This is a genomic window from Brevibacillus sp. GCM10020057, assembly GCF_042683565.1.
Classification (GTDB): domain Bacteria; phylum Bacillota; class Bacilli; order Brevibacillales; family Brevibacillaceae; genus Brevibacillus.
Map to the genome: position 1 here is coordinate 159,656 of NZ_JBHUJW010000034.1, position 16,085 is coordinate 175,740.

The 16,085-nt window shown below is 59.3% G+C and carries 14 protein-coding genes; 4 read left to right on the top strand and 10 right to left on the bottom strand.

Annotation, left to right across the window (positions count from 1 at the left end; all coding sequences use genetic code 11):
* Positions 1-36: 36 nt before the first annotated feature.
* Positions 37-3,288, bottom strand: a complete 3,252-nt coding sequence (locus tag ACFSO0_RS11145) for an efflux RND transporter permease subunit (protein ID WP_376880041.1) — start codon at positions 3,286-3,288, stop codon at positions 37-39.
* The gene (locus ACFSO0_RS11150) at positions 3,281-4,519 is read right to left on the bottom strand and encodes an efflux RND transporter periplasmic adaptor subunit (RefSeq protein WP_376880043.1); all 1,239 of its coding nucleotides are present in this window, start codon (positions 4,517-4,519) and stop codon (positions 3,281-3,283) included. The genes ACFSO0_RS11145 and ACFSO0_RS11150 overlap by 8 nt, the downstream gene beginning before the upstream one ends.
* Before the next feature lie 272 nt (positions 4,520-4,791).
* On the opposite strand from ACFSO0_RS11150, the gene ACFSO0_RS11155 reads away from it, so the two are divergent.
* The 3 genes from ACFSO0_RS11155 (at position 4,792) to ACFSO0_RS11165 (ending at position 7,057) form a co-directional block, all read left to right on the top strand.
* Positions 4,792-5,484 carry a CoA transferase subunit A gene (locus ACFSO0_RS11155; protein ID WP_376880046.1) on the top strand — a complete coding sequence of 231 codons (693 nt, stop codon included), beginning with the start codon at positions 4,792-4,794 and terminating at the stop codon, positions 5,482-5,484.
* A 41-nt stretch (positions 5,485-5,525) separates the two neighbouring features.
* Positions 5,526-6,182, top strand: a complete 657-nt coding sequence (locus ACFSO0_RS11160) for a CoA transferase subunit B (protein ID WP_376880048.1) — start codon at positions 5,526-5,528, stop codon at positions 6,180-6,182.
* Between the two features lie 167 nt (positions 6,183-6,349).
* Positions 6,350-7,057: an alpha/beta hydrolase gene (locus tag ACFSO0_RS11165; RefSeq protein WP_376880051.1), complete on the top strand. Its 708-nt coding sequence runs from the start codon at positions 6,350-6,352 to the stop codon at positions 7,055-7,057.
* Here ACFSO0_RS11165 and ACFSO0_RS11170 read toward each other — a convergent pair.
* A complete protein-coding gene (locus ACFSO0_RS11170) occupies positions 7,008-8,207 on the bottom strand; it encodes an MFS transporter (RefSeq protein WP_376880054.1) in 1,200 nt (399 codons plus the stop codon). The two genes, ACFSO0_RS11165 and ACFSO0_RS11170, sit on opposite strands and share 50 nt — an antisense overlap.
* A 115-nt stretch (positions 8,208-8,322) precedes the next feature.
* Between ACFSO0_RS11170 and ACFSO0_RS11175 the strand changes: the two genes are divergently transcribed.
* Entirely contained in the window at positions 8,323-9,234 is a 912-nt protein-coding gene (locus ACFSO0_RS11175) for a LysR family transcriptional regulator (protein WP_376880056.1), read from the top strand.
* A gap of 45 nt (positions 9,235-9,279) precedes the next feature.
* On the opposite strand, the gene purU is transcribed toward ACFSO0_RS11175, so the two are convergent.
* The 7 genes from purU to ACFSO0_RS11210 all read right to left on the bottom strand — a co-directional run bounded on the left by purU (position 9,280) and on the right by ACFSO0_RS11210 (position 15,954).
* The gene (gene purU, locus ACFSO0_RS11180; protein ID WP_376880058.1) at positions 9,280-10,176 is read right to left on the bottom strand and encodes a formyltetrahydrofolate deformylase; all 897 of its coding nucleotides are present in this window, start codon (positions 10,174-10,176) and stop codon (positions 9,280-9,282) included.
* Between the two features lie 87 nt (positions 10,177-10,263).
* Complete coding sequence (locus ACFSO0_RS11185) at positions 10,264-10,941, bottom strand: TetR/AcrR family transcriptional regulator (protein ID WP_376880060.1); 678 nt, start codon at positions 10,939-10,941, stop codon at positions 10,264-10,266.
* An 18-nt stretch (positions 10,942-10,959) separates the two neighbouring features.
* Entirely contained in the window at positions 10,960-12,099 is a 1,140-nt protein-coding gene (locus ACFSO0_RS11190) for an ABC transporter permease (RefSeq protein ID WP_376880063.1), read from the bottom strand.
* Positions 12,096-12,863: an ABC transporter ATP-binding protein gene (locus tag ACFSO0_RS11195; RefSeq protein ID WP_376880065.1), complete on the bottom strand. Its 768-nt coding sequence runs from the start codon at positions 12,861-12,863 to the stop codon at positions 12,096-12,098. The genes ACFSO0_RS11190 and ACFSO0_RS11195 overlap by 4 nt, the downstream gene beginning before the upstream one ends.
* Positions 12,860-14,056, bottom strand: coding sequence for an HlyD family secretion protein (locus tag ACFSO0_RS11200; protein WP_376880067.1), 1,197 nt, complete (start codon positions 14,054-14,056; stop codon positions 12,860-12,862). The genes ACFSO0_RS11195 and ACFSO0_RS11200 overlap by 4 nt, the downstream gene beginning before the upstream one ends.
* A 399-nt stretch (positions 14,057-14,455) precedes the next feature.
* Entirely contained in the window at positions 14,456-15,193 is a 738-nt protein-coding gene (gene pyrH / locus ACFSO0_RS11205; RefSeq protein WP_376880240.1) for a UMP kinase, read from the bottom strand.
* A 242-nt stretch (positions 15,194-15,435) separates the two neighbouring features.
* Positions 15,436-15,954, bottom strand: a complete 519-nt coding sequence (locus tag ACFSO0_RS11210; RefSeq protein ID WP_376880069.1) for a ribonuclease FAU-1 family protein — start codon at positions 15,952-15,954, stop codon at positions 15,436-15,438.
* Positions 15,955-16,085 lie beyond the last annotated feature (131 nt).

The window sequence follows — 16,085 nt, forward strand, 5'->3', positions numbered from 1 at the left end:
CTAATCATACATGAGAATGGGCGAAAATGCGCACTCCTACTGGTTGCTGTCGTTTGCGCGCTTCGACAGCGGGAGGAAATCGTCGCCGGACAGCTCCTTCGTCGCAGGAGCGGCACTGCCTTTGCGCTCGGCGTGCTGCTCACTTTTCCTTTTCTGCAACTGCCGCTTCCTCTCCCGGGCGTCTTGCTTGCGTACGCGCTCGTTTTCCCACCAGACGCGAATTTGCCGCATGACGGTAGGGAGGGTCAGCTCGGTCTGTGCTCGCTGCTTCCGCTCCGCTGCGCCATACATGGCCGGGATGAGCACGCCTGATGCAAATGCTGCGAGCACGGTCCCAAACAGCAGTGTGCAGGCAAAGGAGGCAAACGCGTCCGCTCCCGCCATCCATCCGCAGGCGAGCGGCACCGAAGCCAGCGCTGCGGAGGCAAAACCGTTCGTCTGGCTGGCCAGGCAGCGGGCAAAGCCGACGCGGACGCCTTCCCGGACGGAACGCTCCCTGCTGCCGGCACGATGCAGTTCATCGAGCATGGCGAGGGCCTGCTGCAGCAAGAGAGCGATGGCCCCTGCCATGCCAAAGACAGCCATTCCGTTCAGCGGCCTGTCCGTGACCAACAGCCCCAGCATGACTCCTCCCGCCAGGACAGGCAGGATGGCCAGCGCGAAAATCCCGTCACGCGCCCGCCGCTGCAGGAGAATGCTCGCCAGGACAACGGCGGCGGCCCAGCCGCCCACGGCGAACACGCGCCCGCTCCAGTCCGTCTTGTCCGCCTGCTCTTCCCGCAGCTTTTTCAGCTCATCCGCATTCAGAATCTGGTATCCTTCAGGGACGGTCATCGCCTTTTGCATGCGGAGCGGCAGCGCATAGGAGAGCGTGTCGATCCTGCGGGCATCGCGCACCGCGCTGCTCACGGTAAACACGTACTGGCCATCCTCGCGCTGGTAGACGAGCGGCTCCTGGCCGATCTGCCAATGCACGAGGTCGCCCAGATGGACTTTCCCCTGCGGAGTGCGGATCAAAATGTTTTTCACCTGCTCCGGATATTCCATCCACTTGTCCGGGAAGCGCGCCTTGACCGCGACGCTCTCGTCGTTCCAGTAGACGCTCCCGGCGGTTTTCTCGCCCAGATAGTCTTCCAGCTGGTCCCTGATCTGGGCCTCGGTCACCTGGTAGCGCGCCAGCATGTCCGGCTTGGGGCGAATCTCGACGATGGTCTTGGCTGTGCCTGACCCGATGCGCTCATCCGTGATGATCTCCTGGCCGTTCTCGTCACGCGCCGTGTATTTCTGCAGCTGGGTCAGCACTTCCTGGGCAATCGCCTGTGCTGTCTGCCGGGATGGCCCCTTCACGGTAAACTCGAGGCGGGTCTTCATGTCATCCGCCACGACAAAGGCAAACGGGTCCGTCCCCGGAATGTCCCGCAGCCGCTTGTCCAGCTCCTTTTCCAGATCGGTAAGCGTCATCGTCCAATCGTACTTGTCGGCGAACTGCAGATGTATCGTCAGCCGCTCCCGGGAGGCTGACGTGTACAGGTCGCGCACCTCCGCCAGTTGGCCCAGCCGCTCCTCCGCCATTTGCGCTGCCCGTATGGCGTCGTCTATGCTGCTGCCCTGAACCATCTCCAGATTCAGCGTTTTGTCGTGGACGGACAGCTTGCCAAACGGGTCTGTCATGACAAAGGAGTACAGCAGCACGACCAGGAGCAGGGACGCCGTGAGTGTAACGCCATAGGGCAAATACCCTTGCTCCACCAGACGCTCCCAACGCTTCGCCGCGTACGCTGCCGCCTTGCTCTCGCGGCGCAGGAGGACGCGCTCTCCGGACGCCGACGCCTCCAGCCATGTTCCCGTCAGCACCGGGGCGATGAAGCCGTAGACAAGCAGCAGTCCTGCAGCACCGAACAGCAGCGGCGGCCAGGCGTCGTACAGCACGATCCGGTCTTCTCCCTTGAGGAAATCGGTCGTCATCACGACGGCCCAGGCAGCCGCCAAGACAGCCAGCGTAAGCAGCAGCGGCTTCATCAGCTTCCATGCCTCCTGCAGGCACGAGCGGACACAGATCGTCTCCAGCCGCAGCAGGCGGTGGTAAAGTGCAGAGCCAGCGCCTGTAAAGAACAGGGACAGGACGATGACCGGACCGAGCGCCGGATAGGTCAGGGGAAATCCTGAAAGCCACATGCCGCCCAGCACGATGCCGTCCGCCATGGCCACGGCGAGCAGCGACAGCAGCGACACAGCGATGCGCTTTTGCGCGAAATAAAGAAATACAGCGCATGCAGCTGCCGCCAGAGCCGCGAGCAAAGACAGTTGACCTATCGCCTCCGCGAAAGGCTGCGCGTTGTCCGCAAACAGGTCGATCCTGTATTTGCCGCCTGCCGCTTCATTCAGCTCTGCGATCGCTGCGGCAGCCTGCTTTCTGACCGCAGGGACCTGACCGGCATCGGCCGCCACAAGCGTGATGCCAATGGCAGGCGAGCCGCGGTAGACGCTGACTTCGTCTCCCTTGGAGCCGCGCAGGTCGCGGATGTCGGCCAGCGTCTTGAGCGTGACATATCCCCTGTCAGTGGCGATCAGCTGCTTGCCCAAGCCTTGTGGCCCTTCTGTCAGGCTCGTCCAGTAAAAGGTGGCCTGATCCTTGTTCTGTCCGATGCTGCCCAGCTGTTCGCTGACCACGTCACCTGGCAGCTGCGCGAGAATGTCCCCCGGCGTCAGCCCGTATGCCAGCAGCATGGAAGGGCGGAAAATCAGGTCGACCTGTCTTTTCACCGAGCTGTCGTCGATTTCGACCCGCGCGACGCCAGGCAGGCTGATCAGCTTTTCATAAATCGTGTACCGGGCGGTGTCGGCCAGCGTCTGGACATCGCTGCCATGCAGCAAATATTGCCCGACCCGGTTATCGGCCAGATTGTCCTGGCTGATGCTCCATTCCTTGACCGGGAGCCGCTTCGCCACTTCGCCCAGCTTCTTTTCCAGCCGCTGCTTGTAATTGGCACCGATCCGCTCCGTGCTCTCCACGGTGACGGACGCTTCGCCTGTGCGAGACTCGGAAGTAATCGTGAGGGCATCCCCGATCGCACGGACGGATTCCTCCACGGGCCTGGTGACCGTCTCGTCGACCTTGCCGGCAGTCAGGCCAGGTGCCGCAAGATGGATCGTGTAAACCGGTACCGGCCGATCCGGGAGGGGGACGACATCCATCCGCAAGACGGCTCCCAGCCCCAGCAGACAACAGACGAGCGCCAGCAGGCGAGCCAGGGCAGGAACGACAGAAACAAACGACCGATTACTCATCCGCCACCTTCACCGCCTCGCCGTCTACCAGATAGGACAGGCCCGATCCGACGATCTGGTCGCCTGACGCAAGCCCCTCCAGCACTTCATAGAACGCCCCGTGAATCGCCCCCACTTTCACCGGAGTCTTTTCGACTGTATTTCCCACGATTTTGAGCACGTAGTATTCCTCTTCGGATACGCCCACGCTGCTGACGGGAACGAGCGCGGCCTTTTTCACCGCAAGCGGATAGAGGCACGTGACGGTCATTCCGCCCTTCCAGTTGACCGCAGTGCCCGGTACCGCCACCTCCACCGGATACGCCCCTGTTCCCGTATCCATGATCGGCGAGACGAACGTGACTTTTCCTTCCGCCTCGCTTCCGTCCGGCGCCTTCACCGTGACGGCCGTTCCCGGCTGCCAGCTGCCGATCTGCTCGCTCTCCACCTGCAGTTTGACCAGCCACTCCGAGGTGTCCACGAGCCGGATAACCTCGCTGCCAGGTCCTGTCTGCTCCGCCTCGGATTGGGGAATGGCGGCGACGATGCCGGAAAAGGGCGCCTTCAGCACGGCATCTGCCGCTTCCTGTCTGGCCCGGGTCAGCTGGACATTCGCCTGCTGCACCTCGGCATTTGCCTCCTCGACATCGAGCCGATCCGCCCCCTGCTGCAGCTTGCCGTACGCGATCTCCTCCTCCTGCAGGTCCAATCTGGCCTGCTTCTCCGCGAGCGCCAGCCTGTCCAGTTCATCCCGGGAGATCGCTCCGCCGGCGTAGAGGGTTTTGCCCCGGGCGTATTCCTGCTCCGCCTTGGCTGCCGACTGTCTCGCCTTTTCCACGCGCAGCTTCTGCGTCTGCAGCTCATGGGCTTCCGGTCCCTGGGCGACCTTGCTGCGCCTGATGTTCGCGCTCGCCACCTGCCCCAGCGCTGCCGTGACGCCTTGCTGCAGCGCCGACTCATCCAGCGTCGCCAGCGTTTGCCCTGCCTTGACGCTCGCGCCCTTCTGGACCAGGATGCGCGCGATCTTGCCGGATGTGCCAAAGGACAGGGCCATCTCCTGCCGCGGCGAGACGATACCGGATACTTCCATCGTCTGGGCATCCTGATTTTCTTCTACCGTATAAGCGTTGACCGTCTTGACTTTGATGACGGTCTCCTCATCGCTTTTCTTCAACCGGGCGATTTCACTGTCCAGCTTCTCGCAGCCGGTGAGAAGCAGGGCCACCATGGCGAGACTGATCCATTTTTTCATACGATACACTCCTGATACCCCGCGTATTTCACTTTTTTTGCTAAAAACGATTCATAATTGACAAAATATATTTTACAGAAAAGGGGTACAGTTGTATCACTTTTCAGTCATTATTTATATTTTTTTATTATCTCCCCCATGTTTCGTCACTTTTTTGTAACTCGCATCCTGTATGATATAGAAAAGTAATTTCTTTCAACTGTTGCGCTGCGGAATGTTAGCGCTTTCCTGTAGCTTGTGAACGTCATTTTTTCACGGTAGGAGTGATCGACATGGCAAAAATTTTTACCTCTTACGCCGACATTGTGGCCGATATTCACGATGGGGCAACTTTGCTGGTGGGCGGATTCGGACTTGTGGGGATTCCTGAAAATCTGATCATCGCCTTGCGCGACAAAGGAGTAGGCAACCTCACCGTCGTCTCCAACAACTGCGGCGTGGACGACTGGGGCCTTGGCCTGCTGCTCCGCGAAAAGCAGATCAAAAAGATGATTTCTTCTTACGTCGGTGAAAACAAGGAGTTTGAGCGCCAATTCCTGTCCGGCGAGCTGGAAGTCGAGCTGACCCCGCAAGGCACGCTGGCAGAACGCATTCGCGCTGGCGGTGCCGGCATCCCGGCCTTTTACACCCCTGCCGGCGTAGGCACGCCGATCGCAGAAGGCCGCGAGACTCGCGTTTTCAACGGCAAGGAATATTTGCTGGAGGAAGGCATCACGGGGGATTTCGCGCTGATCAAAGCGTGGAAGGCCGACAAAATGGGCAACCTCGTCTACCGCAAAACGGCCCGAAACTTCAACCCGATGATGGCTGCCGCCGGCAAAATCACCATCGTCGAAGTGGAAGAAATCGTGGAAGTAGGCGAGCTGGACCCAGACCATATCCATACGCCGAGCGTTTACGTGCAACGCCTCATTCAGGCGCCGTCTTTTGAAAAACGGATCGAGCGCCGTACAGTCCGCTCCTGATCCTACGCTAATCGAATGCCATTCATAAGGAGGAAACAGATATGTCGCTGACGCGTGAACAAATCGCCACTCGTGCTGCCCAGGAAGTCGAGGACGGCTTTTACGTCAATCTGGGAATCGGGATGCCGACCCTGGTCGCCAACTACATCCCGGAAGGAAAAACGGTCGTGCTGCAATCCGAAAACGGCCTGCTCGGAATCGGGCCGTACCCGACAGAGGATGAACTGGATGCCGATCTGATCAACGCCGGGAAGGAAACCGTCACGGCAATCCCGGGCGCTGCCTACTTCTCCAGCGCGGAATCTTTCGCCATGATTCGCGGCGGACACATCGACCTCGCCATCCTTGGCGCGATGGAAGTATCTGCGCAGGGCGATCTGGCCAACTGGATGATCCCCGGCAAAATGGTCAAAGGGATGGGCGGCGCGATGGATCTGGTGCACGGCGCCAAGAAGATCGTCGTCATCATGGACCATGTGAACAAGCACGGCGAGACGAAAATTTTGAACGAGTGCTCGCTCCCGCTCACCGGCAAAAAAGTCGTGAACCGCATCATCACCGACCGCGCAGTGCTCGATGTCACGCCGGAAGGACTCGTCCTCGTGGAAGTGGCGGAAGGCTATACGCCGGAGGACATCCAGGCGTGCACACAGCCCAAGCTGATCATCTCCCCCAATCTGAAAACGATTGAACTGTAAGCTGCAAAGACTTACCCACAAGCGTCTGGACCTCATGCCGCAGCGTGAGGTCTCTTTTTTTTGCCCGGGCGCGGGTGCACGCCCTCGCCCGCAAAGTCGCTTCCCTGCCTGATCCGGTATATAATACGAAGACAACCAACATTCCAAGATTGGAGAGGCGATACACGATGAATGAAACAGTCGGTTGTCTCCTCCTTCATGGATTTGCCGGAGACATGAACGACATTCTCCCGCTCGCCAAACGCTTGCGCGAGGAGGGCTATCAGGTCGAGTGCCCGACTCTGGAGGGGCATGGAACGACCCGCCGGGAAATGGCGAAAAGCACACGCCACGACTGGCTGCGCTCGGCCGAGGAAGGCTATAAACGGTTGCGGATGCGCGCCGATCGCATAGTGGTCATCGGCTTTTCCATGGGCGGTCTGCTCGCCTTTCACCTGGCGACGGCCTACCCGGTAGAATTGCTCTTTACCTTGAACACGCCCTACAAATACTGGGACGTAAAAGAAGCGATGAACTACTTGCGCGAAGATTTCTCCACCCACTCGCGGCGTTATATCAGAGGCCTCGGCAGAATCCCGCTCAGCAGCATGCTGCAGTTCCGGCGGCTGCTTGCCGAGACCAAGCCGCTGCTGCCCAAAATCACGACTCCCTACCGCCTCCTGCAGGCGCGCCGGGACGACACCGTGCACGCCGTCAGCGCGGAGCTGATCGCCTCCAGCGTGAGCGAAGCCGCCCAACCGCAAATCAGCTGGTACGAGCACTCCAATCACATGCTTCTGCACGGCCCGGACAAGGAGGAGGCCATCGCATACGTCCTGGCAAAAATCACAGAGCACTTTGCTTCTCACGGCGCTCATGCCCGAGTCCCCACCTGACCGCCAGCAGCAGCAGGACCGCCGCAATCCCGTAGCAGATCGCCTCTGCTCCCAGCCCAAAGGCAAGCAGCGGCCCCAGCGCAGCTCCTACATCCGTCACAACGGAGTACAACGTCATCAGGGCCGTGCTGTTTGCCTGCCGGCTCGCTTCATCAGCTGCCAGCGTATCGACCACCGTCGTTAAAATCGTCGCTGTCAGCTGGATGCCGAGCAGCACGCAAAGCCACAGCCAAAACGGGACAGGCGCGACCAGCGCGGCAAACAGGACCGCTGCGACCAAAAGCGCCCACGCAAGCAGGCTCGTTCGCCCGTAGCGGTCCGCCAGCCTTCCGAACCACGGAGCTGCCCATGGCTCCCAGCCCCATCTCGCGCCCTGCACCATGCTCGCCACCACCGCCGCTCCGATCGTCATTCCTCCGACCAGCACGACTGGCTGCCGGATTTCCACCAGCCTGCTAAGCGACGAGGCAAACATCCCCTGGTACACCATCGCGACAAAAAGCGCGGATGCCATCACAGCCCAGACGCTCCCCTGCTTCCAGAAACGCTCGTCGACTTTCGCGGTGTCCGTAGAGACGCGGCACTTCCGGAACGAAGGGGGGATGTACAGGAACACGAGGACCAGCGCAGGCAAGGAAAAGCAGCCCAGCACCATCGATGTGACGTCCAGGCCGTACCAGGAGGCGAGCAACGCACCCGCGATCATCCCCCCGAGAGAACCTAACCGGTACAAGCCGTTGTACAAACCCATCAGCTGCCCTCGGTTGTGCTCCTCGGATACGGATACGATCAGCGAATAGGCCCCGAGCCGCAAAAACGTCCACGCGATCCCCCAGACACTCCGCAGGACGAGCCATACCCCAAAACCTTGCAGGCTGTACGACACAGTTGTGACAAAGGCAAGGACGACTGCGACGGTAAGTCCGCTCCGCCCCCCGGAGCGTTCGTACCATTTTCCTACCAGCGGCCCGAGCGGCAGCCGTACCAGCCGATTGACCGCGAGCAGGATGCCGACCTCCCACAACGACTGCAAACCCGCTTCCCGCCAATAGATGGGCAGGACGATGTACAGCATGGAGTCTCCCAGCAAGCAAAAAGCGGTCACCAGCGCCACGGCGATGACCTGTGTCTTCCCCTGTCTCTCTCTCATTTTTTTCTCCTTTGCTTGGCGCGTCCTTATGTTATACAGTACAAAGGAGATTCCCCGTTTTCCAATACATCTTTCTGTCTGATTCATAAGCAAACGTGATGAATGGAGAATGACCATGAACCTGCATGCCTTGCGCATTTTCGTCGAGGTCGCTTCCCGAGGCAGTGTCACTGCTGCTGCCGATGCCTTGTCGATCAGCCAGCCCGCCGTGAGCGCGCAAATCCGCAAGCTGGAGCACGAGCTGGGCGTCACGCTGGTGAAGCCCGCTGGACGGGGCATCTCGCTCACCGATGAAGGCCGTTTTCTCGCAGAGCAAGGAAGGCGCATCTACGAGCAGGAAAAGGAGATTGAGATACATCTCGCGGAAATGCGGGAAGGAACAGTCGGGAGGCTGCGAATCGCCTCGACGTTTTTGCCCGCGCACTACCTGGTGCCCAAGTGGCTGTCCGCCTACAAGCAGGCGTATCCGCAGGTGGACGTTGAAATCTGCACAGGAAATTCCCGGCAGTCCGTTCAGCGGATCTTGCACGGCGAGGCAGACCTTGCCGTCATCACCAATGAAGTGTGGGATGACCGCCCCATCCGCCGCATCTACCTGCTCGATGTGGACTTCTGGTTCATCGTTCCCCCGCGCCATCCTTACGCCGGACAGGAGGTTGAGCTGCATCAGCTGGTGCAGGAGCCTTTTTTGCTGCGGGAACCGGGCAGCTCCACGCGGGAAAAGCTGTTCGCGCTGTGCATGGAGCATCAGGTCCCCTTTCCCCGCGTCGGACTGCAATACCACGGGCTGATCGAGTCGATCCAGTCCGTTCGCGCCGGATACGGAACGATGCTCGCCCCGGAAATGGCAGTCCGCGAGCTGGTGTCCCGCGGCGAGGTCGGCCGCGTCTTCGTGCCAGGCGTCGAGATCAAGCGACCGGTCTACCTTTGCCTGCGTGACGACACACACGAGCTGCGACCAGTCATCCGGCGGTTTTTGGAGCTGCTCCACAGGGAGTTTCTAGGCGCCACATGGGAAATGGGTTAGGGCCATATAAAAAAGCCCGATCCTGTCCGGATGGGCTTCCCTGTGCTACGGAAACACAATCGTCTTGTTGCCGTACACCAGCACGCGGTCTTCGAGATGCCATCTGACGGCGCGGGCGAGCACGGTGCGCTCTACCTGACGGCCCAGCTGCTTTAGCATGTCCACGTCTTCCTGGTGGCTGACGCGCTGCACGTCCTGCTCGATGATCGGACCTGCGTCCAGCTCCTCGGTCACGTAGTGGGCAGTCGCCCCGATCAGCTTCACGCCGCGGCGGTAAGCCTGCTCATACGGCTTCGCGCCGACGAACGCCGGCAGGAACGAGTGGTGGATATTGATGATGCGCATGGCGTAGTCTTCGAGAAACCGCGGCGACAAAATCTGCATGTAGCGCGCCAGTACGATGAGGTCTGCGCCGGCTGCGGCCGCGATCTGTTCTTCCTCGGCCTGCGGCTTGTTTTCTTTCGTCACCGGAATGCAATGATACGGAATGCCGAACGACTCCACCGTCTCCTGCATGTCCGGGTGGTTGCTGATGACGACGGAAATATCTGCGTACAGTTCGCCGGACTTCCAGCGCCAGAGCAGCTCCAGCAGGCAGTGGTCTTCCTTGGAGACGAAGATCGCAACCTTTTTGCGCCGACTCGCCTGCACCAGAGAAAAGTCCATGTCAAAGCTCTCGGCAATCGGCGTGAACGCGGCCTTGATTACCTCGCAGCGCTCCTGCAGATTGGTCAGGTCAAACTCGATCCGCATGAAAAAGCGGCCGGATTCCGGATCGGTCGTGTATTGGTCAGACTGGACGATGTTCGCCCCCTGCTGAAACAGAAAATGGGAGACCGCCGACACGATCCCGGGCCGGTCCGGGCAAGAAATGAGCATCCGGGCGCGATCTTTGTACTTTTCTGTATAAGCCTGCCAATCTCTCTCTGATAAACGATACATGATTTCCTCTCTCCTCCATGAGCAACAGCAAAAAGTTGTTTGAAATTATACCACTCCCCGCCGCTTTTCCATAGCCATAAAGCAAATCTATTCTCCCTTGTAACCAATTCCGTTCATCAAGATGTCTACGGTGAGGTCGATCTGCTCGTCGTCGCTGCGCTTTTGGAAGTCTTCCGTGTCCAGCACTTGCCGGAACAGCACCAGGCCGATCATGGAGGACAGCACCGCGCGAAACACGGCTTCCGGCGGCAGCGGCCGCAGCTCCCGGGCGACGACCTTGGCCTCGATCAGTTTTTGCACCATTTCCTTCACGTCGGAAAACACGGTGGAAATCAGCGCTTCCCGAATCTCTTCGTGAAAGAACGCTTCCTGCAGCAGAATGCGGAAGGTCTTTTCGTTGTGGATGATCATCCCGAGCCGATTGCGGTACAGCTCTGTCGCGATCTGGGCAAACGGCTTGCCGGCCTGCTCGCGGAAAATTTCGCGAACGTCCTTCAGGATAAAGGGACGCGCAAACTTGACGAGCACCGGGGCCACTACGGCCAGCAAAATGTCTTTCTTGGACTTGTAGTGGCGAAAGATCGTGCCCTCCGCCACCCCGGCTTCCCTGGCGATCTCGGCGGTCGAGCTGGCATGAAAGCCTTTTTCGGCGAACAGCTTGATGGACGCCCGCAGAATGCTCCGCTGCTTTTCCGTCATCTCTCTCTCGTCCTTCAGTTCTTCTACATATTGCAACAGGCCCTCTTCCAATGATGGCTTGTTCATCTTTTTCCATTCGCTCCTCTATTCGATCTTTTTGCGGAAACGCAGCATCGAGACGGTCAGGATGAGCGCGCAAAAAATGCCCATGCCGAGCGCATCCTGCCACAGTGCGCTCAAATCGACCGCTTTTAAAAAGATGCCCCGCAAAATTTCCAAAAAATAGGTCAACGGGACCAGTCCGCCCAACCATTGTATCACGAGCGGCATCGATTCGCGCGGGAACATGAAGCCGGACAACAGGACGCTCGGGAGGATAAAGGCAAAGGCGATCTGCATTGCCTGCAGCTGCGTCTTGGCGATGGTCGAGATGAAGATGCCAAGGCTCAAGGTCGTGATCAAAAACAGCACGGAGAGACTGACCAATAGCGAAATGCTGCCTTTGACAGGAACTCCGAACCAGTACGTGCCCACCAGCAGCACGAGACAAAAGGAAAACAGGCCGATGCCGACGTACGGCGTGATTTTCCCGAGCATCAGCTCCAGCGGACGGATCGGTGTCACGATCAGCTGCTCCATCGTCCCCCGCTCCTTTTCGCGCACGAGCGAAAAAGCGGTCAGGATCATCGTCACGTTTTGCATAATCAGACCGATCAGGCCCGGGATGTTAAAGACGATGCTCTCCATGTTCGGGTTGAACAGCACCCGCGAGTCCAGCGCCAGGGGAGACTCCAGCTCGCCCATGCCCTCCTTTTGCATGCGCGTCTCCTGCATGGCGATGGAGCGGTTCTGGACGATCAGCTGGGCGTTGGACGCCGCTGTACGGGCGATATTCGGGTCGGAGCCGTCGATGAGCATCTGTATGTGGGCAGGCTCCTTCCTGTCCTGCTTGCGCGTGTAGTCAGGCGGGATGATCAGGGCGACGCTCGCGCTGCCGTCGTCCAGCATCGCCTCGATCGCGTCGTAGCCGCTCGCGTGGGCCGTCACCGCAAAGACGCGGGTGTTGACAAACTGGTCGACCAGCTCCCGGCTGTCCGCTGTCGCGCTCTGGTCCCACACCACCATCTTGATGTCGTTCACGTCCGTATTGACGGCATAGCCGAACAAAAACAGCATCATCAGCGGCATAACCAGCGCGATTCCCAGACTGGGCCGGTCCCGCTTGATCTGGATCACTTCTTTTTTGACCACGGACCAGTAGCGTCCAAAAACAAATCGTCTCATCGCCCTGCACCCCCTGCGCCTGCCTGGGCAAGACGGCTTTCCTCCCGCTTGACCAGATCGATAAACACATCCTCGAGATTGCCCGCGCCCATTTGCTCGATCAGCTCCTGGGGGGTTCCCTGAGCCAGCAGGTTGCCGAAAAAGATAAAGCCGATCCAGTCGCACGTCTGCGCCTCATCCATGTAGTGCGTGGTGACGAGCACGGTGATGCCTTGTTTCGCCAGATCGTGAATGACGTCCCAAAAGATGCGCCGCGAGACAGGATCGACGCCCGCAGTCGGCTCGTCGAGAATGAGCAGCTCGGGCTTGTGCAAGAGCGCGCAGGAGAGGGCCAGCCGCTGCTTCCACCCGCCGGAGAGGGAGCCGGCGATCTGCCTTTCTCTGCCGGTCAGCCCTGCCATCTCGATCAGCTCGGCCTTGCGCTGCCTGCGCTCGGCTGCGTTCAGCTGATAGACGCCGGCGTAAAAATCGAGATTTTCCTCGACCGTCAAGTCTTCGTACAAGCTGAACTTTTGCGACATGTAGCCGATGCGCTGCTTGATCTCCTCGCTTCTCGTCATGACATCCAGACCGAGCACCGTGCCGCTGCCGGACGTCGGCACGAGCAGGCCGCACAGCATCCGGATCGTCGTCGACTTGCCCGAGCCGTTCGGACCGAGAAAGCCGTAGATGGAGCCTTTCGGGACGGTAAGCGTCAGGCTGTTGACGGCGATGCGGTCGCCAAAGCGCTTGGTCAGCTGGTTGCAGGAAATCGCCGCGTTCATTGGCCTCCCCCCTTGGCTGGTTCAGACAGGATTACGTCAGCCGGCATGCCTGGCTTGAGCTTATCCAGCCCTTCCGTAATCCGGATCGTGACGGCAAAGACGAGCTTGGTCCGCTCATCCGGCGTCTGCACGTTTTTCGGAGTGAACTCGGCCTTCTCGGAGATCAGGCTGACCGTCCCTGCGAACGTCTCACCCGGGTAGGCATCGACCTGGATTCCGACTGTCTGTCCCTGCTGCACGCGGTTCAACTGGGCTTCCGGGATGTACACCTTGAGCTTTAGCTGGTCGTTTTTCATCATCGTAAACAGGCTCGCCCCCGTTTTCGCGACTTCGCCCTGCTCGATGGAGGAGCGCAGCAAAATGCCGTCTGCCGGTGCCGTGATCCGCGTCTTTTCCAGCTGCAGCATCGCCTGGTCGAGCTTGGCCTGCGCCTGCTGCTTGGCCGCCAGCAAGGCGCGGATCGTGTAGTCTGTACTGCCTTCCTTCAGCAGGTCGAGGTCAGCGACTGCCCCTGCCTGCTGTGCCTGCGCCGTGACCGCCTGCGCACTCGCCGCAGCGGCTTCCTCCTCTGCCGAAGCATATTGCGCCTGCGCTGCCGCGACCTGGGCTTGCAGCTGGTTCACCTGCGTCGCCGCCTGGCTGACGGCTTCCTGCTGGGCCTCCAGGTCTTTTTGGGAGATCGCGCCTTGCCGATACAGCGCGGTCGTCTCTGCCAGCCGGTTTTGCTGGTAGGCGAGCGTATGCTGCGCTCCCTTCAGCTGCGACTGTACCTGCGCGAGCTGTTCCTTTGCCTTGCTGATTCCCGCATCGGCCTGCTTTTTCCGCGCCTGCGCCGTACGGATGTTGGCATTTGCCTGCTGCACGCCGGCCACTCCCTTTTGGATCGCCGCATCGCGCGACCCTGCTTTCGCTTCCTCCAGCCGGGCCGTCGCCTGCTCCAGCGCCGCCTTCGCCTCGGCGACATTGATCCGGTAGCTGCGGTCGTCAATGACCGCCAGTTCCTGCCCTGCCTGTACGCGGCTGCCTTCCTCCGCTTTGACTTGCGTGACCAGTCCGCCGACTTCTGCGACAATCGGCCATTCGTCCGCTTCGATCGTGCCCGAGAGCGCGGCTTTTTCTTGAGAAATACCGGAGCAGCCGGGCAGAACGAGCAAGATCCCGGCGATTGCGAGAAAATGACGAATGCGTTTCATATAACCACCTCACGTATGATAGTGAGCAATCACTCGCTTGAGATGCGAAAAAGTCCGGCGCACATGGTGCGGACAAAAGAGGAATAAAAACAGGCCGGATATTCGCAGCAGACCCGGATGAGTGAAGGCAGCTGATCGCCTTGAACAACACAGTGAGTGATTACTCGCTCTTGTTATGATTATACGCTCTCTGTTGCCATCATGTACATGTATTTTTTTGCCCCACGTCCAGCCGCCGGTCCCCCTTTCGGATGCGGAAACGGCAACCAGCCCCCGACAGGAAGGAGCGAGGAAGGAGCTGGTTTTCTCGCGTACGCCATCGCCTGTTTCTTGCTGGTGAAAGTGCGGCGATCCGCCCCTGCCGTCTCCGATCCGCAAAGGCGGCGCACATCCGCCTCTCTATTTTAATACCGCTTTCACGTCCCGGGCGATGTAGGTGCCGATGGGCTCGCCCTGGCAAATCTTGACCATCGCCATTGGCTGGTCGAAGTTGAAGACATGGATCGGCAGACCGTAGTCCCGCGCCAAAATCATGGCGGATTGATCCATCACCTTCAAATCGCGGCGGATGACCTCATCGCAGGAAAGCGCTGCGTACTGCTTTGCCGCCGCATCCTTTCTCGGATCGGCAGTAAACACGCCGTCTACGCCATGCTTTGCGACGAGTATGGCATCGGCCTCGACCTCCAGTGCGCGTTGGACGGCGGGATAATCGGTCGTCACGTACGGCTGGCCGTTGCCTCCCGCGAAAATGACGACGTATCCTTTTTCCAGATGATGCACCGCGCGCAGGCGGATGTACGGCTCGGCTACCGCGTTGATCGGGACCGCTGTCATGACCCTCACTTCCCGGTTCACTCTCGCCTTGAGCACGCCGCGAAGCATCAAGCTGTTGATGACCGTCGCCAAAGTCCCGATGTTATCTGCCTCCACCCGCTCGATGCCCCACATGTCCGCCATGTTGCCGCGAAAAATATTGCCTCCGCCGATCACGATCGCCACTTCCACTCCCATGTCCATCAGCGCGGCTATTTCACCGGCAATGTGCTCAAGCTGCCCAGGGTTGAAGCCAAAACCATTTTCCCCCGCCACTGCTCCCCCGCTTAATTTGACCAAGACTCGCCTGTAACGCAAGATGCTCCCCTCCTCATCTCGTTAAACGCTCTCGTGCCGACCTGCCGCCTTGTCTGCGCCAAAAGCCTCGCAATGCTGTACTTGTACGGAACAGAAAGCGTACTCATTCCTGTCCGCACAAAAAAGAACGAAAGCCGCCATCGCTCTCGTTCTTCAGGGGAAAAGGAGAAGCAGGTCCATCAGCGCCACTGTTTTCATAGCCTGCCCCTCCTTTTGTTTGTAAATTCGCAAAACTCTCCATCATTTTACGCAAAGAAATTCGGAAAGTCAAAAGCATCCCGTTTGCCTGCCAAAATTTCCCTAAGCAGACCGTCTGCTGTCTCGCATGCAAAACGATGATCCGCTTCGCTGATGATCCCCTTTTTCAGCGCTTCATCCAGTTCGTCCTGATCGAGCAAATACACGCTGCCATCCGGCAACACCACGATGTCCAGGTACAGGTCGTCGTACCACAGATGTCCTTCCGCATCCTTGCCGTGCCCTTTGCAAATGTCGATGTACCACTGCACCGTGTTTCCCAGTTCATCCAGCATTTTTGTCACGGCGTACGCCTTGCCATGGGGAAAATACTGCAAATAGACGTAGCCTCTGTCGCCTACGCACAGCACTTTATCGCCGACGGGCATGTACGCAGGTTCGCTGACCTCCTCCAATGTCAGGCGCACGGCGTATCCGGTAAACGACAGGGCGTCCACCCATTTTTCCTGATAACCCAGCCTTCTGACACGCCTCCAGCCTGGACGGTGTGCTCGTTTTCGCTTCATGTCTGATCCCCTCATCGTCTTCGTTCTACTAGCGGAAAGTTGGCAGGCTCCGAAACTGCTCGCAGGAGTGCAGACAGTTCTCGCCCGCGCCGAAAAGGCCACACCAGGCATTTCTTCTCTTCACTCTACCA

Bases quoted from the DNA above. Each gene is read 5' to 3' on its own strand.
- ACFSO0_RS11145 (WP_376880041.1), bottom strand. From the start codon at position 3,288: ATGAGTAATCGGTCGTTTGTTTCTGTCGTTCCTGCCCTGGCTCGCCTG.
- ACFSO0_RS11150 (WP_376880043.1), bottom strand. From the start codon at position 4,519: ATGAAAAAATGGATCAGTCTCGCCATGGTGGCCCTGCTTCTCACCGGC.
- ACFSO0_RS11155 (WP_376880046.1), top strand. From the start codon at position 4,792: ATGGCAAAAATTTTTACCTCTTACGCCGACATTGTGGCCGATATTCAC.
- ACFSO0_RS11160 (WP_376880048.1), top strand. From the start codon at position 5,526: ATGTCGCTGACGCGTGAACAAATCGCCACTCGTGCTGCCCAGGAAGTC.
- ACFSO0_RS11165 (WP_376880051.1), top strand. From the start codon at position 6,350: ATGAATGAAACAGTCGGTTGTCTCCTCCTTCATGGATTTGCCGGAGAC.
- ACFSO0_RS11170 (WP_376880054.1), bottom strand. From the start codon at position 8,207: ATGAGAGAGAGACAGGGGAAGACACAGGTCATCGCCGTGGCGCTGGTG.
- ACFSO0_RS11175 (WP_376880056.1), top strand. From the start codon at position 8,323: ATGAACCTGCATGCCTTGCGCATTTTCGTCGAGGTCGCTTCCCGAGGC.
- purU (WP_376880058.1), bottom strand. From the start codon at position 10,176: ATGTATCGTTTATCAGAGAGAGATTGGCAGGCTTATACAGAAAAGTAC.
- ACFSO0_RS11185 (WP_376880060.1), bottom strand. From the start codon at position 10,941: ATGAACAAGCCATCATTGGAAGAGGGCCTGTTGCAATATGTAGAAGAA.
- ACFSO0_RS11190 (WP_376880063.1), bottom strand. From the start codon at position 12,099: ATGAGACGATTTGTTTTTGGACGCTACTGGTCCGTGGTCAAAAAAGAA.
- ACFSO0_RS11195 (WP_376880065.1), bottom strand. From the start codon at position 12,863: ATGAACGCGGCGATTTCCTGCAACCAGCTGACCAAGCGCTTTGGCGAC.
- ACFSO0_RS11200 (WP_376880067.1), bottom strand. From the start codon at position 14,056: ATGAAACGCATTCGTCATTTTCTCGCAATCGCCGGGATCTTGCTCGTT.
- ACFSO0_RS11210 (WP_376880069.1), bottom strand. From the start codon at position 15,954: ATGAAGCGAAAACGAGCACACCGTCCAGGCTGGAGGCGTGTCAGAAGG.